The following is a 23,890-nucleotide window of genomic DNA, read 5'->3' as shown; positions in this document are numbered from 1 at the left end:
ATTATGGGGTTTTTGGGGTCAAATAGGCTTCGAGGTTCTTTTTAATTTGAACCACTTTGTAATTATCTGTTGATATAATAACAGCAGGATGTGCAATTTTATATTTCTTGTCATCTCTCAAAACTCCCGCAACATCTTTAGCATAAGCCTCAGATTTTAAACCATGAATAATTACAAAACTTTCAGATTGATTGTATTTATCAAAAGAAGTTGTTAAGCGTTCAAAATTTTCAACTAATAAAAATACTCTAATCGCTTCTTCAATTTGTTTAAGCGTTTTAGTATCACTATTAGGCACTGCATATAAAATTTTCCAGCTTTTGTTGTCTACTGTTGTAAAATTTAATCTTTCTAAAGCCGGCACTTGTTTCTCTAGAATTTCTCTTGCATTTTTACCCTCTTCACTATTCGGATAATTATCGGCTACATTTTCAAGTCCTTTTTTATAAGCTTCTAAACCATTTACTTTTCCTAAAGTATTGGCTTTTAATAATTCATATTTCGAAACGATATCATCTCCAGAATATTGATTAATCAAATTGTCAATATTGGCTAAGACTTCATCAAATTTTTCTTCTTCAAAAAGTTTAAACCATTTTTGGTATTCTTTGTCTGGACTTGAGTTAGGATCTTCTGCCCTATTATTTAAAATTTGAGCATATCTTGAAGTTGGATATTTAGATGAAATTTCTGCTTTTATCTCTTCTGCTCTTTGTGGATTTGTAATTTGGTAAATTTTATACAAATTATACATCGTAGGCAATACCAGTTTTTCTTCTGGATTGTTGCGCAGTAATTGTTCTAGTTTATCACTAGCCAAATTATATTCTTTAAACTTCTCCTTATATATAAGTCCTAATTGGTAGTATGCAAAATTACGTTCTATACCAATACTGTCCATTGCCGGTTGTGACGTAGGAAGTTGTTTTACATAATAGGCTACAGTATATTTTTCTGCAACCACTGTATCTTGTAAAGTATTTGCAACATCTTTAGTATTGATGGTATCGTTCATTGCATCGTTGTTAGCAGATTTTATTCCTGCCAATCTCCAGTTGCCGCCCAATGTTCTATTACCCCACATTTTTTTAAATTGCAATTTTCCATAAGCAACCGTTGTTGGATTATAGAAATAAAATGTGCTTCCGTTTTCATTTGCTCCAGGAGGCATTCCTACTCCTTCTGGTTCTACTGGTTTTCCTAACGACTGCGGATTTACAGCTCCATTTCCTGAAATCTGTGCCTGCGAGTTTAAGTCGATATTTGCTAAACGCTCTTTTTCTTTTTCTTCTAAAAGTCGTTTGGCTTCATCTTTCTTTTTTAACTCTACAATATAATTTTCGAAATAAATCTTTTTCTCAGTTGCCGGCAGATTGTATACCTTAATAATACTATCATTGCGTTTTGCAATAGCTTCGTACTTAATTACATTATCAAGGTTTTTTCTGTTTTTTTCTATAAAAGCGTATTCTCTGGTTTTAGGATCTAATTTCACCAATGTACTGTCATAATATTTAGCAGCCATTGTATAATTTGTATTTTTAAAATACATGTTCCCAATGTTTCTGTATGCAGAAGCCACCAAATAAGGATCTTTTGATTTTCTTCCTAAAGACTTGTTATAAAACTTTAAGGCATTTTCTTGATCTTTCTTTTTATCATAAAAAACTCCCATTTCGTAAAACAACACATCATAATAAGGGCGATTCTCTCGGTCAGTAACAAGTTTATTAAACATTTTTAAAAAGATGGTATCATTATCTTTTTCATAATCATACAACTGTGCTTTTTTAGCGTACGCGTGCATCATATATTTACGATCTGCTTTTCGATTCAAATCGATTACACCATCATAAAAATAAATTGCACTGTCCCGTTTTCCTTGTTCCTGATACATTTGGCCAAGAATAAAACGGTATCTAGCTCGCTCTTCATTCTTTCTTGTAAATTCCTCAGCAATTCTTAGTTTAGCAACAGCACTATCTTTTTCTTCTAAATTTATAAAAGCTTCAGCCAGAAGAGCATTAGCATCAGCATAAGTCTGTTTGTCTAAATCTATATTTTTAAGTAGCAGCTTAATGTTTTTTAACGCAATGGCATCGTTACCTAAACGCATATTGGTTTTTTCGCGCCAGATTTTAGCAGTATAAATATTATTGCTGTTCGGATATTTGTATAAAATATAATTGAATGCTTCAACTGCAGGAATAAAACGCTGATCGTAATATCTTGCTTTTCCGAGCATTAAATACGCTTCGTCAATTTGTGAATTTCTTTCCCTGCCTCCAATATTCATGGAGTGTTTTTGAATGGCTTTGGTCGCTTTTGTTTCTGCGCGCTCAAAATCAGGATTTTTAGCTTTTTCTCCTTCAGAAAAATTTTCGTCAAACTGCATTTTTTCAATTGGCAGTAATTTCCAAAAATTATCTTGATCATTGGCCTGAATAGATTTTAAGCCTTTATCTAGACCAACTCCACCATTGTACAAAATATTATATTTCGTGCCAACAGAATGCGAAGTTCTAGACAAAAAGGTATTTTTTTTGGTAGAACAAGCTATCAAAAAGAATAAAAAAACGAAAGTAAAACTATATTTAAGAGTATTCTTTTTCAATAGAAAAGAGTTTAAAACAGATAACTACTAAAAATCGATTTTAGTATATAGACTTGTAAAAATACGCTTCTTTTTGTAATCTAAAAACTTATACCGCAAAAAACGATTCTAGTTCCTGCAAGGTCTCTTTTGAAGTTTTGATATCCTTTACAATTTCTCCTTTATTAAGTGCAACAATTCGGTCGCAAACCTCTACTGTGTGCTGCAAATCGTGGCTTGAAACTAAAACCGTAACATTTGGATTATCTGCCAGATCTTTGATGATTTTTTTTAACCTGCTGACAGTTGTTGGATCTAAATTGGCAAAAGGCTCATCTAAAATAATAACTTCTGGATTACCTATAAGTGTAGCAATTATACCTACTTTTTTCTGATTTCCTTTAGACAAGTCTCTTAGATACTTTTTATTTTTTAAAATTTCTCCATTAAAAAATTCTTCATGCTGAGCCAATAAAGCATCAACATCAGCCTTATTTTGATTGCGAAGATCTCCAATAAAATAGAAATATTCTTCTGGTGTTAAATAGCCAATTAAGAAACTTTCGTCAAGAAATGAGCCGGTAAAAGATTTCCAGTTTTCGCTTGTATTTACCTGAATATTATTGTTATGAATACTTCCTTTTGAGGGTTGAATTAAATCTAAAAGAAGACTAAAAAATGTTGTTTTTCCTGCGCCGTTGTTTCCTACTAATCCGAAACTTTGTCCTTTTGGGATTTCAAGATTTTCTATGTTTAAAACTGTTGTTCCGTTATAATTTTTTATAAGTTGATTTACTTGTATCATTTTAATTTTAGATTTTAGATTGTTGATTTTAGATTTCTAATTGATGATTATCAAATTGGCACATTTAACTTTTTTGTTTATAAGCATTTATTGTACTGTACTTTTCGATTTTGTATCTTTTTTCGATTAAAGAAAAAACCTTATCTCTAAAAATAAATCCTAAAACACCTGCACCAGCCACTAATCCTAATCCAAGATTTTTGTTGTTTAGATAAAGTCCGATTGAGTAAAGCGCTAAAGGCAGTAAAATTTTTGGCAGCGAAAGAAGCATAGCATTAACATTGAACGCTTTTTTATCTCCAAAGGCTCCGCCGGCGTTGCTTAAATCGATTGGCGTTTTGGTAAATGCACCGCCTAAAAGAACTAAATGCGAATTGACTCCTATATTATAAATTGCTCCAACGACAATAGTTAAATATACCTCCCAGCCGTAAAAAAGATAAAACGAAGCCAGAATTGTAGAAATGAAAGTTGCAATAACAATCAGCCACCACTTAGAGGTAATGTAACCACGATACGGAACATTTTGTGTCATCAATAATTGATAATAAGAACTATCCCAGCTTGGCACAAACTGACCAAATACAAACAAGAATCCGCCTGAAACAAATATGCCTGCAAAAATGTGCATTACTGCCGGCTGATGCGAGTTTGCAAAAAATATTAGTCCATAAAATAAAAAGAGAAAACTCATAAAAATAGTTGTTTTCGATCTCTTATTTCTTTTGATGAGTTTAATATCATTTTTAAGAAATGTCCCCAAGGTTCCAAATTGATTCAGCCAAGTAAGATTTTCTGTCGAAGCAATGTCTTGTTTTACAGATAATCCAGCATCTAGATATAAATTTTTCTTGAAGTATTTAAAAGTAAAAGCATGCAGCACTATTAATACTAAAATCGGAATTAAAAACACTCCTTCTATATCGTAAAAATTTTGAAAAAACGGAGTTGTAAAAGTCGTAATATCAAATAATTTATAATATTGTGCTCCTGCTAATGCCAGAATTATCACGACAAAAACAACGAATAATTTATCGATATTACTTAATATAATATTCAAAAAGTTATTAATGTAAATTATGGCCATAATTCCCAAATGCCAGAAAACAATTCCAACAACATCATATCTGTTCAAAATTAATACAACCGAAAACGGAATAAAAAATAAGGCATGTACCCAATTAAAAAAAGACAAAACTGTTTTGCCTAAAGAAAAATGCACAATCGTTGGTTTTTTAAAGGGTAAAACCAATAATGGTTTGATATTTAAAACTGGGATTGACTGCAGTAACAACCTAATTATCAAATCGAATAGAAAATAATAAATCAGAAATTTGTTAATGGTTACTAATGGTTCTAATTTCATGTCCTTTAAAACATAAAATGCTCCAACTCCCATTCCGATAAAAATTAAGGAAAAATAGATCATTAAAAATCCAATTATAATTTTCATTGTCAGGTTTTTACCAAAAGATGCCGATCTAATAAAGGCCTTCCATTCTAGGTAAATAAACTTCTTAATCATGGTTTATAGTTTTAGTTTCTGTGTAGTAAGAGATCAAATGTAGGAAAACGTTACAAAAAAAGTTAAAAAAAATAATTTCGTGCCAATCATTTAACACTGGTTTGCTACTTTTGCAGAAAAATTCTAACATGCCTTCATTCTTAAAACTTATAATTAAAGAGGTAAAACGCGAAACTGCAGATGCTGTTTCTATACTTTTTAATGTTCCCGAAGAACTAAAACCAGATTATAAATTTATAGCTGGTCAATATATAAACTTAAAATTAACTCTTGATAACCAAGAAATTAGACGTGCTTATTCCATTTGTTCTGCACCAGACAGCGGCGAATTAAGAATTGCTGTCAAAGCTGTAAAAAATGGTCTTTTTTCTCAGTTTGCCAATACAAAATTAAAATCAGGAGATGTTCTTGAAGTGGGTCAGCCAGAAGGAAAATTTACTTTTGAGCCTGATGCTGAAAGACAAAAAAATTACGCCGCATTTGTTGCAGGAAGTGGTATCACTCCAGTTCTTTCTATCATAAAAACGGTTTTAAAAAATGAGCCAAAAAGTTCGTTTGTATTGGTTTATGGAAATAGAACTCCAGAAAACACTATGTTTCATCAGGAACTTCATGATTTACAATTACAATATGTAGGCAGATTTTTTGTGCATTATGTATTTAGTCAGGCAAAAGCTGAAAATGCTTTGTTTGGAAGAATTGAAAAATCTGCTGTGAATTTTGTTTTAAATAACAAACATAAAGAACTTGAGTTTGATAAATTCTTCTTGTGCGGACCAGAAGAAATGATCAATACTGTTTCTAATGTTTTGAAAGAGAAAAACGTAAAAGAATCTGCTATTAAATTTGAGCTTTTTACTTCTTCTTCTGAAGAACACATAATTCAAGGTTCTCAAGAAGGGCATACAAAAATTACGGTTTTGGTAGACGATGAGGAAACTACTTTTGAGATGTCTAAAAAACAGACTATTCTAGATGCTGCTCTAAAACAAGGAGTTGATGCTCCGTATTCTTGCCAAGGCGGAATTTGCAGCAGCTGCTTAGGACGTGTTACAGCAGGATCTGCAGAAATGACTAAAAACTCTATTTTAACAGACAGCGAAATTGCCGAAGGATTAATTTTAACTTGTCAAGCGCATCCAACTTCTGAAACTATTTATGTTGATTACGACGATGTTTAGTATTTAGAAATTTCAATATTAAAAATCCAAATTCCAAATAAAACTGGAATTTGGATTTTTTTTTGACTTATTATAATTATTATAATTTTTACAAAATGAGAATGAAAGATTGGGGTAGTAATATCAATTTATTATAAAACCAATTTTTAATTGAAATATTGCTGAATTTTTATTATATTAGGGGTGAAATTATGGTAATCGCAATCAGAGTATATTGCTGTATTACTAAATAAAATTTGTCAACACATTTAAATATTAAATATTATGGCAACGCATCACTACCTTCGTTTATCTTTTATCGCGCTTTTTGTAATTACATCTCTTATTTGCGTTTACTTCATAATTAAAAAACAACGAAATAAAAAAGGACCCAAATTACTGTCTAAAGAGAAATATGACTCAACAATGAGTGGAAAAATGACAGAAGTAAAAGTTTCTGATCATAATTTTTTTAATATCTGGCCTTATGTAAGTAAGCTAAAAGCCGCTAACATACTATCCCGAAAAATTAAAGAATCTCAATTGGTACATAAAGTCTATAGAAATTCAACAGAAGATTTTGAACATATTTTGCTATCTACAGAAAAAGAAAATCATTTTGTTGTAATTGTTGCTAATAGAAACAAAAAGAAAACAATTGGATATTTTCTCTATGATTTTAATGGATTATATGCTTAACTGAATTTTCTCTATTATATCTTTTGGAGAAATACTTCTCATTGCATCTTCGTAACCATCAACAACTTTATTTCCGTAAACAGAAGTTGGCAGTTGAGGATATTTATTTCTGTCTGAAGTTAACGCATTTTCTAAACTTTGATTGAAGGGTAAAAATCCTGCATACGGATGCGTAGCTCCCCAGAGTGTAATAACTTTAACGCCGAGCATTGCCGCAATATGAGCATTTCCAGAATCCATAGAAAGCATAACATCAAGATTGCTTATCAATTGTAATTCCTGCTGAAATTTAATTTTTCCAGCCATATTAATTACATTTTCATACGGCCGCGAAAGTGAATCTAAAATCTCGATTTCTTTTTTTCCGCCGCCAAAAAGCAAAATTTTATAAGCTGAATTTTCAGCCAATTTTGCTACAACTTCTTTCATTAAATCTACTGGATAAACCTTAGAATCATATTGTGCAAAAGGTGCAATTCCGATTAATTTTTGATTTTTTCCGCCGATGATTTCTAAAATTTCGGCACTTAAAACTGCTTTTTCAGAAAAACTCGGATTGGATAAATCTAACGGAAAACCAAGTTCTTCAAACACTTTTGCATGTCTTTGGAACATCGTTGGCAATTGTTTAAAAATCTTATTCTCGGCTCTTGTTAATTCTTTTTTCCCTTCTCGGCCTTTATCTACAGTTGCTCTTTTTTTTCCGCTTAAAGCGAAAAGTAAGCTCACAACTTTAGATCTCAATACATTATGAAGATCTGCAAAAGCATCAATTTTTAGTTTTTTTACGTCGTTATATAAACGTACAAGTCCAAGAAATCCTTTGTGTCTTTCTTTTTCATCAAAAGCAAAAAATTCTAAATTCGGGATTCCGTCAAAAAAAGGTTTAAAAAAAGGACGGGAAATAACGGTCAATTTCACCGTTGGATATTGTTTTACGAAAGCGCGTAAAACAGGAACCGTCATGGCGACATCTCCCATTGCGGATAGTCTCATGACGGCTATATGCTTAATTTTGCTAGACAAGTCTGCCAAATTATTTTTTATTTTGATATAAAACTGGATTCAATTCATCATCATTGTACATTTTCATTTGTTTGTACACTTTCATGAATTTATCACCATTTTCAATATCTGTCAATAATTCTTCAATTGCTGTAGATAAATCTGTTCTTTGTTCTAAAAGAATATTTAATTTTTCCTGGCATTTATCTCTATGTTCTTGTGAAGCTTCTGCACGAGTTGCTTCTTCATTCATGTGATAAATTTTTAAAGCTAAAATAGACAATCTATCAAATGCCCAAGCAGGACTTTCAGAGTTGATTTTTGCTCCGTCTTTTACTTTTACATCACTGTATTTTTGTAAAAAATAGCTGTCGATATATTCCACCATATCAGTACGTTCCTGATTTGATGCATCAATTCTTCTTTTTAAAGTCAAGGCTGCAACAGGATCAATTTGCGGATCACGAATAATATCTTCAAAATGCCATTGAACAGTATCAATCCAATTTTTCAAATATAATAAATGTTCAAACTTATCTTTTGGATAAGGATTATTAATCGGCTGATCGACATTATCAAATTGATGATAATCTTTGATACTTTGCTCGAAAACAGAATATGCTAATTTTGAAAACATGTTTTTATTTTTTTATAAAACAAAGATACTTTTTATACTTTTATAGTTTGAAAAAAACTACTAATTTTTCAATTCTTCTTAAAAATCTATTGATCTACTAAAAAAATATTATGAAAATTCATTATATCTCTGAGAATAACAGTGTATTAAATCATTTTCTAGGACAAATTAGAAATGTAAATGTGCAGAACGACAGTATGCGTTTTCGTAGAAATATTGAACGCATTGGAGAAATCATGGCCTATGAATTGAGTAAAATTTTGCCATACAAAAATGTTGATATTCAAACGCCTCTCGGAATTAAAAAAACAACAGAAATTGAAACAGATTTAGTTTTATGTCCAATTCTAAGAGCTGGATTACCGCTTCATAACGGTTTTCTAAATTATTTTGACCACGCAGAAAACAGCTTTGTTTCGGCTTGCAGATATCACCCAAATAATGATGATAAGTTCGAAATTTTGGTTGAATATCAGGCTATTTCAAACTTAAACAATAAAACGGTTTTACTTCTTGATCCAATGCTTGCAACGGGTCAGTCTATTGTAGCAGTTCACAAAAAATTAGTCGAAAATGCCGCTCCAACAGAAATTCATATTGTAGTGGTTATTGCCGCACCAGAAGGTGTCGCATATCTAGAAAAAAATCTTCCGGATAATTGTCACTTATGGGTCGCTTCTTTAGACGAAAAACTAAATGAGAAAAACTACATTGTTCCTGGTCTTGGCGATGCGGGAGATCTTGCTTACGGAAGTAAATTATAATTGTGAAAAGAATGTAAATAAACTGCAGACAATCAACACATAATATACAATTTCGTTGTTCAATTTTTGCTGCATATATTCAACATGACTTGTCGCCATAATTGCTAATGGTGCGATACTGAACAATAATAAATCATTGCTCTTGTTTGGTGAAATGATATACACAAAAGCCGCAATAAAAAAGCAGGCTACAATTTTCTTATATGAAGAATGCACAATCTGCGGTCTGTTTGATAATGTCATTAACATCGAAGTAACAAAAAATAAGGCAACTGCGGTATATATTGAAAGTGCCCCGTTTTCGTAATTATTTTTAAAATAATCGATTCTAAAATCAATTACAGCTCTTTCTTGGAAAAATGAGATGGCATCGATATGGAAAATTAAAGATGTCATATAAAACAATACTGCTACTGCTAAAAATGCAATAAAAGGCAAAACCCAGTTTCTATAATCTCTCGAAACGTGAAAAACAATTGATATAAAAACCAATATTAAAAAAAGTACGCTCCAAAATTGAAATAAAGAAGCTACAAAAATCCAAAATGATGCATCAAATATTTTTTCTTTTGATGCTTTGAGAGATTGAAGTGAAATCAGCCTTCGAAGTGCCAATAAAATAAAAAAGTTCGCATAAATAACATTTGGATTGTTAAATATGGTTGGAAAAAACAAAAGAAATAATAAATAGAAAAGTATCGCGTAACCATTGTCTTTACTGAGTCCGTTCTTTTTTACAATAAAATTTATCATAAAAAAAGAAGCCAAAATAAAGCACAACAAACTCACTTTTTGGAAAGCCAAAAAATAAGAAGTAACCCAAGATGGGTCTTTAATTTGGAACATAAAAAAGAAAACCAGTATTAAAATTACGACCAATGAATAATTTAATGGCGTAGATTTTTTAAAAACACTTGTTATCATAAGGATATTTTATACTTTTGTGATTGTAAAGATAATACTTGTTTAAAATGAAAACCGAACAAGTTGAAATAAAGATTCTAATAACTGAATTTTATCTTCAAAGCATTACACAACAATAAATAACATATAATTTTAAAAAATTATGACAGCTTTTTTTGAAGGAATACAATACTTATTCGTTAACATTTTGTTTGCTCCTCTTGACTTTTTACGTCGTTTGGAATTAATTACATGGTTTGGTGCAAACACAATTAACTGGATTTTCATGATCATCTGTTCATGCGCAATCGTTTATTGGATTAAACAATTACGTATTTTTGATGACGCTGGAACAGAAAACCAAGATACAACGGCTCATTCATTTTTAAAATAAAAAAACCAAACCCTTTAATTAAAAAGGGCTTGTGAATTTATTTTTTAGATTAAATCAAAACCGATATCTTTTCTAAAATACATCTTATCAAAGCTTAGTTTATCTATGTTTTGGTAAGATTTTTTTATGGCCTCCTGGAAATTATCTCCGTAAGAGGTTACAGCAATTACACGTCCTCCATTAGTAACGACATTTTCACCATCTAATTTTGTTCCCGCGTGAAAAACTATAGAATCTGTTACATTTTCTAATCCAGAAATTACTTTTCCTTTTTCAAAATCTTCCGGATATCCGCCAGAAACTACCATAACTGTTGTCGCGCTTCTTGGATCAATTTCTAAATTAAAATCACCCAATTTCTGATCTGCAACAGACAAGAACAATTCTACTAAATCTGATTTTAATCTTGGAACCACAACTTCTGTTTCTGGATCTCCCATTCTCACATTGTACTCAATAACAATTGGTTCGTTTTTTACATTGATTAAACCAATAAACACAAAACCTTTGTATTCGATTCCGTCTTTTTGGAAACCTTCTATTGTTGGTTTTACAATGCGAGTTTCGATTTTTTCCATCAAAACAGCATCTACATAAGGAACTGGAGAAACCGCTCCCATTCCACCTGTGTTTAAACCTGTATCTCCTTCTCCAATTCGTTTGTAATCTTTTGCCGTTGGAAGAATTTTGTAATTTTTTCCGTCAGTCAAAACAAAACAGCTTAATTCGATTCCGTCCAAAAATTCTTCGATTACAACTTTAGAACTTGCAGTACCAAATTTTGCATGAACAAGCATGTTGCGTAATTCTGTTTTTGCTTCTTCAAGATCTTGAATAATCAAAACTCCTTTTCCTGCTGCTAATCCGTCTGCTTTTAAAACGTATGGAGGTTGTAAAGTTTCTAAAAATTCACATCCTTTTTCAACTGTTTCGGCAGTAAAACTATCATAAGCTGCAGTTGGAATATTATGTTTCATCAAGAATTCTTTTGCAAATTCTTTACTTCCTTCTAATTGTGCCCCTAATTTAGATGGCCCAATAACCGGAATATGTTTTAAACTTTCGTCGTTTTTGAAAAAATCGTAAATACCTTTTACCAATGGATCTTCAGGTCCTACGACTACTAAACTTATATTTTCTTTAAGTACTAAAGCTTTTACAGCTTCAAAATCTGTCGCAGATATTGCCACATTTTCAGCAATGGCAGCAGTTCCTGCATTTCCAGGTACTACAAAAAGTTTTTCGCAAAGCGGACTCTGAGTCATTTTCCATGCAAATGCATGCTCCCTTCCGCCCGATCCCAATATTAAAATTGTCATGGTGTTGTTGTATTTAGTTGTGGTGCAAAAATAATTGCTTTTGAACGTAAAAAATAATTAAATCTTAAAAAGTTCGTGATTCTTCTCTGTTAGTAATTGGTAAATATTATTTTTGATGAAAATTATCCTTAAAATGATTCGTCTTTTTGATTTTTCCCTTCGATTGAACGGCTTTCCGATAAAGAAAGCGAAAGTAGAATTGGATCGAATCGTGAATTTATCCGAAGAAGAATATGCTTTGTTCCTTGAAAATAAAAAAAAGGAAATTGTTGATTTTCACTTAAAAAATAATTCTTTTTACCAGAAATTAGTCGGAAATACAGATATTCAAAACTGGGAAGATCTGCCAATTTTAAATAAACAAAATCTACAAAAACCTCTAGATGAAAGACTTTCAAACGGTTATTCAAAGAAAAACATTTACCTCAACAAAACTTCTGGATCAAGCGGAACGCCTTTTGTTTTTGCAAAAGATAAATATTCGCACGCTTTAACCTGGTCTTCAATCATGATGCGTTTTGGATGGTTTGGAATTGATTTTAACCATTCTTATCAGGCACGCTTTTATGGCATTCCGATGGATTTTATTGGATATCAAAAAGAGCGTATTAAGGATTTCATGACACATCGTTTCCGATTTCCCGTTTTTGATTTATCTGATGAGATTCTCGAAAAATTTCTAGAAAAATTCAAATCGAAAAAATTCGATTATATTAATGGTTATACAAGTTCTATTGTTTTATTTGCGAAATATCTGGAAAAGAAAGATATCATTTTAAACAAAGTCTGCCCAACTTTAAAAGCTTGTTTTGTCACTTCGGAAATGCTTTTTGAAACGGATAAAAAACTACTGGAAAAACAATTCGGAATTCCGATTATTAGTGAATATGGAGCTTCAGAATTGGATTTAATTGCTTTTGAAAATTCTAAGGGAGAATGGCAGGTAAATTCTGAAACACTTTTTGTTGAAATTTTAGATGAAAATGATAAAGTTCTCCCTTACGGGGAAGAAGGTCGCATTGTCATTACTTCACTATTTAACAAAGCAAATCCTTTTATCAGATATGAAATTGGTGACATCGGAATTCTTGATGAAAAAAGTACTCCCAAAAAACCAATTTTAAAAAAATTAATTGGAAGAACCAATGACATTGCTATTTTACCAAGCGGTAAAAAATCTCCAGGCTTAACCTTTTATTACGTCACCAAAAGCATTATTGAAGATGATGGAAACGTAAAGGAATTTATTATCAAACAAACTCATTTAGATACTTTTGAAATTGAATATGTTGCTGAAAAAGAATTGGATTCGGCACAAATTCAAAAAATAAAAGACGCGATTGATTTATATTTAGAACCCAATTTAAACTTCACTTTTACCCGAAAAACGGTTTTAGAAAGAACCAATCGCGGGAAGCTAAAACAATTTAAATCACATTTATAATATAAATAAAATCTTACATTTGTTTTTTTATTTAAAAACTCGTGAACGATCAATCTTTACTTTCTGAAGAAACAATTTCAAACAAAATATATTTTATACGCGGTCAAAAAGTGATGCTTGATAGCGATTTAGCTTCACTTTATGAAGTTGAAACTAAAAGATTAAATGAACAAGTTAAAAGAAATTTATCTAGATTTCCATCAGACTTTATGTTTCAACTAACTGAAATTGAGTATAATTCTTCAAGGTCGCAAATTGCGACCTTGAAGAATGGCAGAGGATCGAACTTAAAATATTTACCTTTTGCATTTACAGAGCATGGAATTTTGATGTTATCAAGCGTTTTAAAAAGCGATAAAGCAATTCAAACCAATATTCAAATCATGCGTATTTTCACGAAAGTGAGACAAATGCTTCTCGATACAACAGAAATTAAAGTTGATATTCTTCAGATTCAGAAGAAATTAGAGAATCATGATAAAAATATTGAATTGGTTTTTTCTTATTTAGATGAACTAACTGAGAAAAAAGAAGACCAAAGTGAAAGAGTGAAAATTGGTTATAAAAAATAACTCTAAATCTTTAAGGTCGCAATTTGCGACCTTGAAAACTTAACTTTCAACTTACTGAAAATGAACAGCATTCTTTAAGATCACAAACTGTGATTTTAAAGAGTCCAAAAATTAAATAATTGGAGGTCAAAAATTGTGACCTCCAATTGAATAGATTAATTTACGAGATTCGCCAAAAAATCACATCTACACTAGAAGAAAATCTTTCAAACTATCTAGAATCCAATTTAAACTTTACTTTTGCCAAAGAAAGTTTTTAGAAAGAATCTATGAAAATTACCATTATTGCAGGTGCACGGCCAAACTTCATAAAAATAGCCCCGATTATTAATGCTGTGAAAAGTAAGCAGAATGAGGGTTTTGATGTTTCATTTCGTTTGGTTCACACTGGTCAGCATTATGATAAAAACTTAAGTGATACTTTTTTTGAGGAATTAAATATTCCTCAGCCAGATGTTAATTTAGAAGTAAAAAGCGGTTCTCAGGCCGAACAGACTGCAGCAATTATGATTGCTTTCGAAAAAGAATTACTTCAAAATCCTTGTGATTTGGTTTTAGTTGTGGGCGATGTAAACTCAACAATGGCCTGCTCTATCGTGGCAAAAAAATGTAATACAAAAGTTGCACATGTCGAAGCCGGAATTCGTTCTGGAGATTTAACAATGCCCGAAGAAATCAATAGAATGCTGACGGACAGTATTACTGATTACTTTTTTACAACCTCAACATCAGCTTCAGAAAATTTATTAAAGTTAGGTTCTGATCCAGAAAATGTGCATTTTGTGGGGAATGTGATGATCGACACTTTGTATCAAAATATCAACAGAATTACAGCGCCAGATTTTTGGAAGGAACATCAGTTAGAAGAGAAAAACTATATCATTTTAACGTTGCATCGTCCTGCAAATGTTGACGAAGTTTCATCACTTATTAATTTACTTTACGGAATTGATTTGTTAGTGAATGATAAAAAAATAATTTTTCCGATTCACCCAAGAACGCAAGCAATTTTGAGTGAAAGCAAAATCCAGTTTAAAAACATCATTTTTGTTTCGCCTCAAGGTTATTTAAATTTCATGTATTTAATCAAAAACAGTTTTGCCGTTATTACAGACAGCGGTGGAATTTCTGAAGAAACAACTGTTCTTGGAATTCCATGTTTTACTATGCGTGATAATACTGAAAGACCTGAAACAGAAACTATTGGTTCTAATACCATTGTGGGAACATCTTTAAAAAATCTGCAAAAGGTTTTTGGTTCATTTTTACAAAACGGTGCCAGAAAAAGCGGTATTCCAGAATTATGGGATGGAAAAGCTTCTGAGAGAATTGTTTCAATTTTATTGGAAAAGAAATAATGAACGACATTTTAATTATATCCAATTATTATCCTCCTGAAAAAGGTGCAGCTGCTAATCGAATTGAACAATTGGCTTTGAAATTAAACCAAAACGGATATGAAGTTTCGGTGATTTCTCCACTCCCAAATTATCCAAAAGGCGAACTTTTTCCAGAATATAAAGGAAGATTTTCGGTTACAGAAAAAATTCAGAATATTACTTTAAAACGTCTTTGGATTTACCCAAGTAACAGTTCTAACATTTTTAAAAGAATTGTTTCGACATTTTCGTTTTCTAGTGTTTTGTTTTTTTATTTATTATTTGCTAAAACACCTAAAAAAGTAATTGTACAATCGCCGCCGTTGCTGTTGTCTTTTGTTTCTGTTTTTGCTCTTTGGATCAAAAGGAAAAAAATAATTTTGAATGTTTCAGATCTTTGGCCAACTGCTGCCATTGAACTTCAGGTTTTGAAGAAAAACAGTATTTCACATAAAATGCTTCTTTTTATAGAACGTTTTATTTACAAAAAAGCAACGCATATTTTTGGTCAGTCTAATGAAATTATTGATCATATTCATTCTATTTTTCCGGAAAAGAAATGCTTTTTATATCGCAATTATCCAGATCATTTTATAGAAAATGTTATTCCTGAAAACGATAATTCTAACGAACCAATAAAATTGTTTTATGCCGGATTGTTAGGCGTTGCTCAGGGCGTTTTTGAGCTTATTCAACAATTGAATTTAGAAAATCTGAATATCGAATTGCATATTTTTGGAGATGGTGCTGAGAAAGCCCAAATCGTAAATTATATGAATCAGAATCCGATGCAGAAAATTATCTTTCACGGAATGTTAGACCGAAATGTCCTGCACGAAAAACTGATGCGTTTAGACATTGCTCTTGTTCCTCTAAAAACAAGAATTTATGGTTCTGTTCCTTCAAAAATATTTGAATACAGCGCTTTAGGATTTCCTATTCTTTATTTTGGTGGTGGCGAAGGAGAATCAATTGTCGAGGAAAATAATTTAGGCTGGGTTGTTCCTGTGGGGGATTTTGAAGGTTTAAACGTCGCTTTGCAAAAGATTTCAGCAACTGGAAAAGATAAAATTCAAAGCATGAAAAAGACAATTTTTCTGCATGCAAAAAGCAATTTTAATCTTGATCAGCAGATGAAAAATCTCATTGAAAATGATGCTTTTTAAGAAAACTATTATAAATGAAAAGGGGAAATATTATTAGAATATTTCCCCTTTTTTTATTTTATATAACTAGAAAAATCTTTGTGTTCTTCTTTTGAAAGTTCTTCTTTCGAAAGTGACCTAAAATAATCGTAAGTGATTTTCATTCCTTCAGAACGGCTTACTTTTGCTTCCCAGCCTAACAATTCTTTTGCTTTTGTCGTGTCTGGCTGACGTTGTAATGGATCATTTATTGGTAATGGATGATATACTACTTTCTGGTTTGTTCCGGTCAGTTTTATAATTTCTTCTGCAAAATCTTTAATCGTAATTTCATCTGGATTTCCAATATTTACTGGATATACATAATCTGAATGTAATAATCTAAAAATACCTTCAACTTGATCGTCTACATAACAGAAAGAACGCGTTTGTGAACCATCGCCAAAAATCGTTAAATCTTCACCACGTAAAGCCTGACCGATGAATGCCGGAATTACACGACCATCGTTTAATCGCATTCTTGGTCCGTAAGTATTAAAAATACGAACGATTCTGGTTTCTACTCCATGAAAAGTATGGTACGCCATTGTAATCGATTCCTGAAAACGTTTGGCTTCGTCATAAACGCCACGCGGACCAATTGTGTTCACATTTCCGTAGTATTCTTCAGTCTGCGGATGAACTAAAGGATCTCCGTAAACTTCAGATGTTGACGCAATTAAAATTCGTGCTTTTTTAACTCTCGCCAATCCTAACAAATTATGCGTTCCAAGAGATCCAACTTTAAGGGTCTGAATAGGAATTTTCAAATAATCAATCGGACTTGCCGGCGAAGCAAAATGTAAAATATAATCTAAATCACCTGGAACATGAACAAATTTTGTAATATCATGATGATAAAACTCAAAGTTTTCTAGTTTAAACAAATGTTCGATATTTTTAAGATCTCCAGTAATTAAATTATCCATTCCAATAACAAAATATCCTTCTTTGATAAATCTGTCACATAAATGCGATCCTAGAAATCCTGCAGCTCCGGTGATAAGTATTCTTTTCATGATAATTCTTTATTCTGCGCAAATGTAACTGATTTGAAAATTATTTTTCAGTTATATTTCCGATTTATCTTGTTTTAAAGACTCTTGATGTGCTTTATATTTTGCTTCTACAAATTCTTTTATTTCTTTTTCAAATCGTTTTTTTGAAAATAAAACGGCATGCTCTCGTATTATTTTTGGATCGAATTTTTTGGATCCGAAATTAATTACTGCTTCCTTGATTTTTTCAGACGACTGTTCGTCAAAGAAAATTCCGGTTTCATTATCAACAACGGTTTCAAGAGTTCCCCCTTTTGACAAAGCAATGACTGGAGTTCCACAAGCTTGTGCTTCAACGGGAATTATTCCAAAATCTTCTTCTGCAGCAAAAACAAATGCTTTTGCTTTTTGCATTAAACTTCTAAGCTTTTTGTTTTCGACATAGCCAACAAATTCTATATTGCTTTTGGCTATTTTTTGAAGTTTTTCTAATTCTGGTCCTTCTCCTGCAACGATCAGTTTTAAATGAGGCAATTCATTGAAAGCTTCTACGATAAGCTGCGTTTTTTTATACGCTACCATTCGTGAAGCTGTTAAATAGTACTCTTCTTTTGTTTCTTCTAAACTAAAAAAATCAACATCAACAGGCGGATAAATTACAACAGAATCTTTATTGTAGGTGTTTTTTATTCTTTGCGCAATATGCTTAGAATTAGCTATAAAATAATCTACATTTTCTGAATTTGAAAGATCCCATTTTTGGATTTTATCTAAGACTGATTTCGCATAAAACCCTTTTAAGCCTTTGGTTAAGCCAGCGTCTTTTAAATATTGCTCTCTTAAATCCCAGGCGTAGCGCATTGGCGAGTGGCAATAACAAATATGCAGCTGGTTTTTATTGACTTTAATTCCTTTTGCCACTGCCGATGAAGAACTGATTATTAGATCGTAATCGCTTAAATCAAATTGCTCTATGGCTATTGGAAAAAGCTGTAAAAATTTGCGATGGTTTTTTTTTACAGTCGGAAGTTTTTGAATAAAGCTGGTTTTAGCTTTTTTTCCATTTAAAATAAACTTACGGTCTTCTTCATTCAAAAAATCAATTAGCGCAAAATGATCAAAATCATTCCAAATTGAATTGATAGAATGAATCACTTTTTCAGCTCCTCCATTTACATAGTACCAATCGCTAATTAGGGCTTTTTTCATGTTTATTTATTGGGCAAATTTCCGCACAAGGTAATAAAAATAATAAGCATATTTCCCAAAAATCGTGTTTAAGATATACAAGGATTTTGGTACCCAATGATCAAATAAATTAAGTTTCTGGAGCTCCTTTTTTAGTTCCCTTAAAGTATCTTTGGACGCTCCTACATTCATTTCAAAAACATGAAAAGACTGCCTGATCATTAACTCTTTTCTTAATTCCTCAGCAATTTCTATTTTATATAAATCTTGAACATCTTTTGCAATATCCAAAACTCCTTTCCACATTTTAGCTCTTCCTTTTGTTGAATACATTCCCGAAACATGTATTTGTCCATCTTTCTGAGAATCTCCAAATAATGGCGGATTACCACCTCGGCCGCCCACAGATGGTTTTGATAAGTAGCCAATTCCTTTTGTACAAAAGGCGTTGGCAGACAAATAAATTTGATAAAAGAGTGTTCCGTCATATTTATCTGTTTTGAAGGGTTCTGCCCACTCTTTATTGACAACTAAGCCTCCTACAAAACCACACATTCTAAAAATCAATTTCGGAGAATCCCCTTTTTGTATAATTGCTTCACCTGGTAAAATTCTGGAAATTCCGATTGGTTTATCAATGTCTTTTTCAAACCTAATAAAGGGCCGGGAAATCATTGCAACGTCTGGATTTTTTTTGCAGAAAAGGTCTATTTCTTTCAGTCCATCTTTTAAAAACAAATCATCATTTCCTATTAGAATGACCCATTTGCATAATGCGAGATCAATAAGTTTTCTAATATTGGCATCATAACCAAGATTGTTTTCGTTTTCGATGTAAGTCAATATGACATTTTTTCCTTCAAACTTATTACGATGGTTTTCTGTAATTTTTCTAATCTCATTTCTTTGTTTCGAAAAATCTTCGCAAATAATAATTTCATTTGGCAAAAGACTCATGTCAAATATAGACGTCAGCAATTCATCATACTCATTTGGTCTGCCATATGCAGGAATCGCAATACTATATCCCTCAATAATTTTATTCATGAAAAAACTGCAATTTTCTGATTTTTCCAAAAATATGATTTTAATTTGTAAAACTTTAAAATAAAAAATCAACTTTGTTTTAATATTACAAACTTATAGAAACACAATCCATTCAATATAGTGCTTAAAAATATCTCTTTGAGTTTTGGAATAAATTTCGTTAATCTTTTATTTCCTTTATTATTAATACCATTTTACATTAAAACTTTTGGTATCAATACTTACGGATTGATTGCGGTTTCTTTGTCTTTGGTAAATATAATTTCTGTTATTTATGACTATTCTTGGTATGCTTTTGCGCCTATAGAAATTAACAAAATAAAAAATGATGCCCTGTTGGTAAACCACTATATTTCTAAAGTCATCAATACAAAGATTCTTCTTTTCATTCCTTCAATTCTCTTTCTGGTTCTTTTTGTATTTCTTTTTAATAATCTTAAAAATGAGATAGTTTTTTCATTCTCTTTATTGATATTTTTATTTTCAAGGTCACAAAACAATCTTTGTTTTTTTATAGGCTTAGATGATGTTTCGCCATACTTTGTAATTAATACTATTGTTAAATTAGGTTGTATCATTCTTATCATTTTAACTTTAACCGAAAAAACTGATTATCAATTTGTTTTTTATTATTTGGGAATAACTGATATTGTAATATTTATAATTTCAACCTTATTTTTAATAAAAAAATATGGCTATAATTATTCTTTTTCTTCTTTAAAAGAAATCTTTGAAGAGCTTAAAAAAGGTTTCAAGTTATTTTTAACAAATTTGACTATTTGCGCAATGCTCAATTCTAATACTTTGATTTTGGGTATGTTTGCAGATATTAAAACAGTCGGGGTTTATAATGTTGCAGAAAAAATAGTTATGCTTTGCAAACAATCTCTAAGTGTTTTATTTCAAGGTGTTTATCAAAAAGCATGTTCGATAGGAATTTTAAAAACTGCTGAGCTTAATGCCTTTTTCAAATCGGTTTTTATTTATTATATTCTTATGTATGGCTTGGGAACTGTTATCTTGCTGCTTTTTCCCAATCTAATTATTTATGTTCTAAGTAATGAAGCAACGAGTGAATCCAGCCATATTTTGCTTTTACTTTCGCCAATACCTCTAATTGCATCAGTAAGTCAATCTTCGTATATGTCACTTATTTTACATAATAAGAAAAGTGCCTATTTTTATGCACATCTTTTTGGATTGATCCTTAATCTGTCTTTAGGTATTATTCTTTGTTATTACTTAAATGTTTACGGAATTATAATGGCTTTAATTTTTACTGAAACTTTTATAACACTATATCTTAATTTCTCTATACTCGCTGACAAGAAACTTAACTTTTTCAAATCTAAATTGACTAATGAAATTTAAAGCTCTTTTAAAATTGGCCGTTATTCCGGTGCTTTATCTGCTCGCAATTTCTCCTATTATTTATTATTTAGAAGCAATTCAGTCTTTATTGATGATCTTGAGCGGTCTATTTTTACTTTTCTTGGTTAGGTTTCGTGATTTTAAAGTTAGTTCCAAAAATGCTCCGTTTATTGCTTCATTTTTCATTCTTGCCTTTTACTACTTATTTTACTTCAGTAATCATACCTTCAAACTCATTGGAGAAAGCTTTTTACTTTTTATAGCTCCCTTATTTAGTTACTATCTTTACAGAATAGATTCGTTTACAAAAAACATAAAAAAAATTCAATTTGCATATAGCGCTGCAGTTAGTGCATTGTGTTTGTATTTTATTGTTTTTTATATAAATGATATCCCAAATCATCATTTCGATTGGTACTTAGCCCGTTATAATCTGGAATTTTACTGTAAGATTCACGGAACATATATTTGCTTGTGGATTGGGGTTGCAATTTTATTCTTATTCGACTATGTTTCAGATTTTAAAAAAAGCTCCAAAACGCTTAAAGGCTGCAGTTTTTTAATGCTTATTTGTCTCTTTGCTGGTTTAATTATCTATAATTCCAGAAATATACTTTTAGGTCTTTTTATTGTTGTTTTATTGCGTTTGGCAATTTTAAAAAGAGAAAAAATTACAATAAGCATTAAACAAAAGATAAGTATAGCAGTGATCATTTTACTAATCATCTTATTATCTCAGAGATATCTTGATGCAATTGATTTTTTGACTAATGATTCTTTTAAAAATTCTACGCGATATGCAAGCTGGACATGCAGTTTAAAACTTATTTATGATTCGCATTTTTTTGGAATGGATTATAATTTAATTCAGCAAAAATTAAATGAATGTTACGTTCCTTTCAATAATTTTGAATTGAAAAAATTTCGGATAAACTCTCACAACCAATATCTGGATTTTTTATTAAAGGGTGGATTATTACTGTTTTGCGCTTTTATTTGGTCGTTATTTGTTAAACTAAAAGAAACTTTACAACAGAAACAATATCTATATTTTTCTGTAACTGTTTTATTTGCAGTAGCATTTATCACAGAAAACATTTTAGTACGCCAATATGGTATTTATATTTATTTTCTTTGTGATATTTTGCTTTTAGGCGCTCTTTTTAGAAATAAAGATCATGGTATTAATGAAGTAAAAGAATGCTAAAGTAGGAATGTAAAGCATACAGCCATCACTTAAGCACACAAACAGATAAGTTAGACTTCCTAAAAGATAGGGATAATTATTATTTCTGGTACTTAGCGCAACGTAAATTTGTGAAAAAAAAGAAATTAGAAACAATATTAAACCGACAATTCCTAGTTGTTTAAAAATTGATAAATAAACAATTTCTTCAATAAAATCGAAGGTCTGGCTGCCAAAAAAACTTAAGCCTGTAAATTGTTTTATCTGGCTTATTCTTCCTCCTAAATTAGAATCTAAAATAAATCCTGATAATGAACCATATTGAAAATATCGATTCATTAAAAAGGTGGCAAAAACAAATAAAATAAGTCCTAAAAAAGCATATACCTTGACAAGTTTAAAAACTCTATCTCTATAAATAAGGACAAAATAAAAAAGCAATCCCAGCCAAACGGTTCTTGAAAGTGTAAGAAGTAAAGCTAAAATTACAATTCCAAGTTTAATTTTTGATACATTTTGCTTATGAAATATTGGAAAGAGCATTAACATACAAACCCCAAAGATATTACCGTTGTTGTAAGTAGAAATTAGTTTATACAAGGACCCTCTCATGTTATACTTTCCCTCGAGCGTGCCTAAATCGTCAGCATTTACAGTTAAATAGGGAATTTCGATATAACTTCCCGTTATTTGTTTGAAAGCAAATAAAATTATTCCATAAAGCGAAATCCAAAAAACGGCATTGGTCAGCAAATTTTCAACAAATTCCTGATTTATTTTCTTTAAAAAGGAACTTAAAAAGATATAAAATAATAAAGGGAGAAATCCAAAACTTACATAAAAAGCAATTAGATTTCCGAAAGAGCCATCATAGCCCCTAAACAATAAATTAATAGAAAAATATATAACAAACGGTAAAGTGGCAGCCCAGCACAAAAAGTGTTTTGATGAAACCAAAAATCTCCTTTTGTCTAATATTATTAAAATTGAAAGCAAAAAAAGAAATCCTAAATATAAATAGCCCCAAGTAATTGGAATTCCTGCAATTTTAAATCCTCCCTTTGGTAATAATATTAAAAATAGAACGCCTATAAAAAAAAGATACTCTCTAATTTTTTCATTATTTAAGATAATTTTAAAATTAAAACGCATCTTCAAATTTTTAAACTATTGCTGTAGAATTACTCTATTTCTTTAATTGGGTTTTTTATCTGATCAAGCTTATCTATTAGTACATCATTACCCATAAAATAAGGATCATATCCGTTATTAATTTTACTAAGCTTATAACCAAAATATACTGGATCCCATGTTATAAATTCATTTGGATAAAAATATATTTTAAAGTTATCATTATCACCGCTTATAGTATCATTTTTATATAATACAGAAATATTTTTTAGTGTAATATTTGATTGATATTCATTTTCGCTGACATCAACTCTTATATTTTTGGGTACTATTTTTTCAGGAAAATCTATTTGAATTTTCTGCATTTCTGATGAAGCATAAACGGGAGTAATTACTGAGTTTTCATCATTCCAGTCTTTATCTTTCGTTAAATAAAAAATCTGAATCCTGTCATTTTTTGCAAAGATTCCCTCCAGAATTACAGAAAAATTATCTTGTGAAGCAGCTTGGTTTTCACTTTTCTGGTTACAGGAAATTAAGGTGAAAAACAACATTAAATAAAAATAAAATGATTTTTGGCTCATTA

22 protein-coding genes are annotated in these 23,890 nt (G+C 30.8%); 10 read left to right on the top strand and 12 right to left on the bottom strand.

Features of this window, described 5'->3' with window-relative positions; translation table 11 throughout:
* Position 1: 1 nt before the first annotated feature.
* The 3 genes from ASE40_RS03985 to ASE40_RS03975 form a co-directional block, all read right to left on the bottom strand.
* The gene (locus tag ASE40_RS03985; protein ID WP_057115498.1) at positions 2–2,614 is read right to left on the bottom strand and encodes a tetratricopeptide repeat protein; all 2,613 of its coding nucleotides are present in this window, start codon (positions 2,612–2,614) and stop codon (positions 2–4) included.
* Positions 2,615–2,702: 88 nt separating this feature from the next.
* Entirely contained in the window at positions 2,703–3,398 is a 696-nt protein-coding gene (locus ASE40_RS03980; RefSeq protein WP_057115497.1) for an ABC transporter ATP-binding protein, read from the bottom strand.
* A gap of 64 nt (positions 3,399–3,462) precedes the next feature.
* On the bottom strand, positions 3,463–4,923 hold the full coding sequence (locus ASE40_RS03975) for a DUF5687 family protein (RefSeq protein WP_057115496.1): 1,461 nt from the start codon (positions 4,921–4,923) through the stop codon (positions 3,463–3,465).
* Positions 4,924–5,051: 128 nt separating this feature from the next.
* Between ASE40_RS03975 and ASE40_RS03970 the strand changes: the two genes are divergently transcribed.
* Both ASE40_RS03970 and ASE40_RS03965 read left to right on the top strand, forming a co-directional pair.
* On the top strand, positions 5,052–6,104 hold the full coding sequence (locus ASE40_RS03970) for a 2Fe-2S iron-sulfur cluster-binding protein (protein ID WP_057115495.1): 1,053 nt from the start codon (positions 5,052–5,054) through the stop codon (positions 6,102–6,104).
* Between the two features lie 264 nt (positions 6,105–6,368).
* Positions 6,369–6,782 (top strand): hypothetical protein, encoded by a 414-nt coding sequence (locus ASE40_RS03965; protein ID WP_057115494.1) that lies wholly within the window; start codon positions 6,369–6,371, stop codon positions 6,780–6,782.
* On the opposite strand, the gene ASE40_RS03960 is transcribed toward ASE40_RS03965, so the two are convergent.
* Together ASE40_RS03960 and ASE40_RS03955 are read right to left on the bottom strand one after the other, a co-directional pair.
* Complete coding sequence (locus tag ASE40_RS03960; RefSeq protein WP_057115493.1) at positions 6,771–7,778, bottom strand: glycosyltransferase family 9 protein; 1,008 nt, start codon at positions 7,776–7,778, stop codon at positions 6,771–6,773. The genes ASE40_RS03965 and ASE40_RS03960 overlap by 12 nt on opposite strands.
* A 40-nt stretch (positions 7,779–7,818) precedes the next feature.
* Positions 7,819–8,424: a DUF4254 domain-containing protein gene (locus ASE40_RS03955; protein WP_057115492.1), complete on the bottom strand. Its 606-nt coding sequence runs from the start codon at positions 8,422–8,424 to the stop codon at positions 7,819–7,821.
* 110 nt (positions 8,425–8,534) lie between these two features.
* Between ASE40_RS03955 and upp the strand changes: the two genes are divergently transcribed.
* Positions 8,535–9,188, top strand: coding sequence for a uracil phosphoribosyltransferase (upp, locus tag ASE40_RS03950; RefSeq protein ID WP_057115491.1), 654 nt, complete (start codon positions 8,535–8,537; stop codon positions 9,186–9,188).
* Here upp and ASE40_RS03945 read toward each other — a convergent pair.
* Positions 9,183–10,112 (bottom strand): DUF6427 family protein, encoded by a 930-nt coding sequence (locus tag ASE40_RS03945; RefSeq protein ID WP_057115490.1) that lies wholly within the window; start codon positions 10,110–10,112, stop codon positions 9,183–9,185. The genes upp and ASE40_RS03945 overlap by 6 nt on opposite strands.
* A gap of 142 nt (positions 10,113–10,254) precedes the next feature.
* Between ASE40_RS03945 and ASE40_RS03940 the strand changes: the two genes are divergently transcribed.
* Complete coding sequence (locus ASE40_RS03940) at positions 10,255–10,485, top strand: DUF6341 family protein (protein WP_031453858.1); 231 nt, start codon at positions 10,255–10,257, stop codon at positions 10,483–10,485.
* Positions 10,486–10,529: 44 nt separating this feature from the next.
* Here the strand turns inward: ASE40_RS03940 and purD are convergent, their stop codons facing one another.
* Entirely contained in the window at positions 10,530–11,804 is a 1,275-nt protein-coding gene (purD, locus tag ASE40_RS03935; RefSeq protein ID WP_057115489.1) for a phosphoribosylamine--glycine ligase, read from the bottom strand.
* A 133-nt stretch (positions 11,805–11,937) separates the two neighbouring features.
* Here purD and ASE40_RS03930 point away from each other — a divergent pair, with 133 nt between their 5' ends.
* The 4 genes from ASE40_RS03930 (at position 11,938) to ASE40_RS03915 (ending at position 16,365) form a co-directional block, all read left to right on the top strand.
* On the top strand, positions 11,938–13,248 hold the full coding sequence (locus tag ASE40_RS03930) for a phenylacetate--CoA ligase family protein (protein ID WP_057115980.1): 1,311 nt from the start codon (positions 11,938–11,940) through the stop codon (positions 13,246–13,248).
* A gap of 41 nt (positions 13,249–13,289) precedes the next feature.
* Entirely contained in the window at positions 13,290–13,820 is a 531-nt protein-coding gene (locus ASE40_RS03925) for an ORF6N domain-containing protein (protein WP_057115488.1), read from the top strand.
* A gap of 269 nt (positions 13,821–14,089) precedes the next feature.
* Positions 14,090–15,178: a non-hydrolyzing UDP-N-acetylglucosamine 2-epimerase gene (gene wecB / locus ASE40_RS03920; RefSeq protein WP_057115487.1), complete on the top strand. Its 1,089-nt coding sequence runs from the start codon at positions 14,090–14,092 to the stop codon at positions 15,176–15,178.
* Entirely contained in the window at positions 15,178–16,365 is a 1,188-nt protein-coding gene (locus ASE40_RS03915) for a glycosyltransferase family 4 protein (RefSeq protein ID WP_057115486.1), read from the top strand. Before wecB ends, ASE40_RS03915 begins: the two co-directional genes overlap by 1 nt.
* Before the next feature lie 53 nt (positions 16,366–16,418).
* Here the strand turns inward: ASE40_RS03915 and ASE40_RS03910 are convergent, their stop codons facing one another.
* Genes ASE40_RS03910 through ASE40_RS03900 form a run of 3 tightly spaced genes read right to left on the bottom strand, consistent with a single transcriptional unit; the run spans position 16,419 to position 19,646 of the window.
* The gene (locus tag ASE40_RS03910; RefSeq protein ID WP_057115485.1) at positions 16,419–17,402 is read right to left on the bottom strand and encodes a UDP-glucuronic acid decarboxylase family protein; all 984 of its coding nucleotides are present in this window, start codon (positions 17,400–17,402) and stop codon (positions 16,419–16,421) included.
* Positions 17,403–17,453: 51 nt separating this feature from the next.
* Entirely contained in the window at positions 17,454–18,590 is a 1,137-nt protein-coding gene (locus ASE40_RS03905; RefSeq protein ID WP_057115484.1) for a glycosyltransferase, read from the bottom strand.
* A gap of 6 nt (positions 18,591–18,596) precedes the next feature.
* Entirely contained in the window at positions 18,597–19,646 is a 1,050-nt protein-coding gene (locus ASE40_RS03900) for a glycosyltransferase family 2 protein (RefSeq protein WP_128414928.1), read from the bottom strand.
* A 90-nt stretch (positions 19,647–19,736) separates the two neighbouring features.
* On the opposite strand from ASE40_RS03900, the gene ASE40_RS03895 reads away from it, so the two are divergent.
* Together ASE40_RS03895 and ASE40_RS03890 are read left to right on the top strand one after the other, a co-directional pair.
* Positions 19,737–20,987 carry an oligosaccharide flippase family protein gene (locus ASE40_RS03895; RefSeq protein ID WP_057115482.1) on the top strand — a complete coding sequence of 417 codons (1,251 nt, stop codon included), beginning with the start codon at positions 19,737–19,739 and terminating at the stop codon, positions 20,985–20,987.
* Positions 20,977–22,194 (top strand): O-antigen ligase family protein, encoded by a 1,218-nt coding sequence (locus ASE40_RS03890; RefSeq protein ID WP_057115481.1) that lies wholly within the window; start codon positions 20,977–20,979, stop codon positions 22,192–22,194. The genes ASE40_RS03895 and ASE40_RS03890 overlap by 11 nt, the downstream gene beginning before the upstream one ends.
* Here the strand turns inward: ASE40_RS03890 and ASE40_RS03885 are convergent.
* Positions 22,138–23,325, bottom strand: coding sequence for a hypothetical protein (locus ASE40_RS03885; RefSeq protein WP_057115480.1), 1,188 nt, complete (start codon positions 23,323–23,325; stop codon positions 22,138–22,140). The genes ASE40_RS03890 and ASE40_RS03885 overlap by 57 nt on opposite strands.
* A 29-nt stretch (positions 23,326–23,354) precedes the next feature.
* Entirely contained in the window at positions 23,355–23,888 is a 534-nt protein-coding gene (locus tag ASE40_RS03880; protein ID WP_057115479.1) for a hypothetical protein, read from the bottom strand.
* Between the last annotated feature and the right edge of the window lie 2 nt (positions 23,889–23,890).

Source organism: Flavobacterium sp. Root935, assembly GCF_001429295.1.
In the GTDB taxonomy this organism is placed as follows: Bacteria; Bacteroidota; Bacteroidia; order Flavobacteriales; family Flavobacteriaceae; genus Flavobacterium.
This window is presented reverse-complemented; position numbering and strand designations above follow the sequence as displayed.

Coding starts and splice junctions, on each gene's coding strand:
- ASE40_RS03955 (WP_057115492.1), bottom strand. CDS start 8,424: ATGTTTTCAAAATTAGCATATTCTGTTTTCGAGCAAAGTATCAAAGAT.
- wecB (WP_057115487.1), top strand. CDS start 14,090: ATGAAAATTACCATTATTGCAGGTGCACGGCCAAACTTCATAAAAATA.
- ASE40_RS03940 (WP_031453858.1), top strand. CDS start 10,255: ATGACAGCTTTTTTTGAAGGAATACAATACTTATTCGTTAACATTTTG.
- ASE40_RS03965 (WP_057115494.1), top strand. CDS start 6,369: ATGGCAACGCATCACTACCTTCGTTTATCTTTTATCGCGCTTTTTGTA.
- ASE40_RS03890 (WP_057115481.1), top strand. CDS start 20,977: ATGAAATTTAAAGCTCTTTTAAAATTGGCCGTTATTCCGGTGCTTTAT.
- ASE40_RS03930 (WP_057115980.1), top strand. CDS start 11,938: ATGATTCGTCTTTTTGATTTTTCCCTTCGATTGAACGGCTTTCCGATA.
- upp (WP_057115491.1), top strand. CDS start 8,535: ATGAAAATTCATTATATCTCTGAGAATAACAGTGTATTAAATCATTTT.
- ASE40_RS03960 (WP_057115493.1), bottom strand. CDS start 7,778: ATGAGACTATCCGCAATGGGAGATGTCGCCATGACGGTTCCTGTTTTA.
- ASE40_RS03910 (WP_057115485.1), bottom strand. CDS start 17,402: ATGAAAAGAATACTTATCACCGGAGCTGCAGGATTTCTAGGATCGCAT.
- ASE40_RS03915 (WP_057115486.1), top strand. CDS start 15,178: ATGAACGACATTTTAATTATATCCAATTATTATCCTCCTGAAAAAGGT.
- ASE40_RS03905 (WP_057115484.1), bottom strand. CDS start 18,590: ATGAAAAAAGCCCTAATTAGCGATTGGTACTATGTAAATGGAGGAGCT.
- ASE40_RS03970 (WP_057115495.1), top strand. CDS start 5,052: ATGCCTTCATTCTTAAAACTTATAATTAAAGAGGTAAAACGCGAAACT.
- ASE40_RS03975 (WP_057115496.1), bottom strand. CDS start 4,923: ATGATTAAGAAGTTTATTTACCTAGAATGGAAGGCCTTTATTAGATCG.
- ASE40_RS03945 (WP_057115490.1), bottom strand. CDS start 10,112: ATGATAACAAGTGTTTTTAAAAAATCTACGCCATTAAATTATTCATTG.
- purD (WP_057115489.1), bottom strand. CDS start 11,804: ATGACAATTTTAATATTGGGATCGGGCGGAAGGGAGCATGCATTTGCA.
- ASE40_RS03885 (WP_057115480.1), bottom strand. CDS start 23,325: ATGCGTTTTAATTTTAAAATTATCTTAAATAATGAAAAAATTAGAGAG.
- ASE40_RS03980 (WP_057115497.1), bottom strand. CDS start 3,398: ATGATACAAGTAAATCAACTTATAAAAAATTATAACGGAACAACAGTT.
- ASE40_RS03880 (WP_057115479.1), bottom strand. CDS start 23,888: ATGAGCCAAAAATCATTTTATTTTTATTTAATGTTGTTTTTCACCTTA.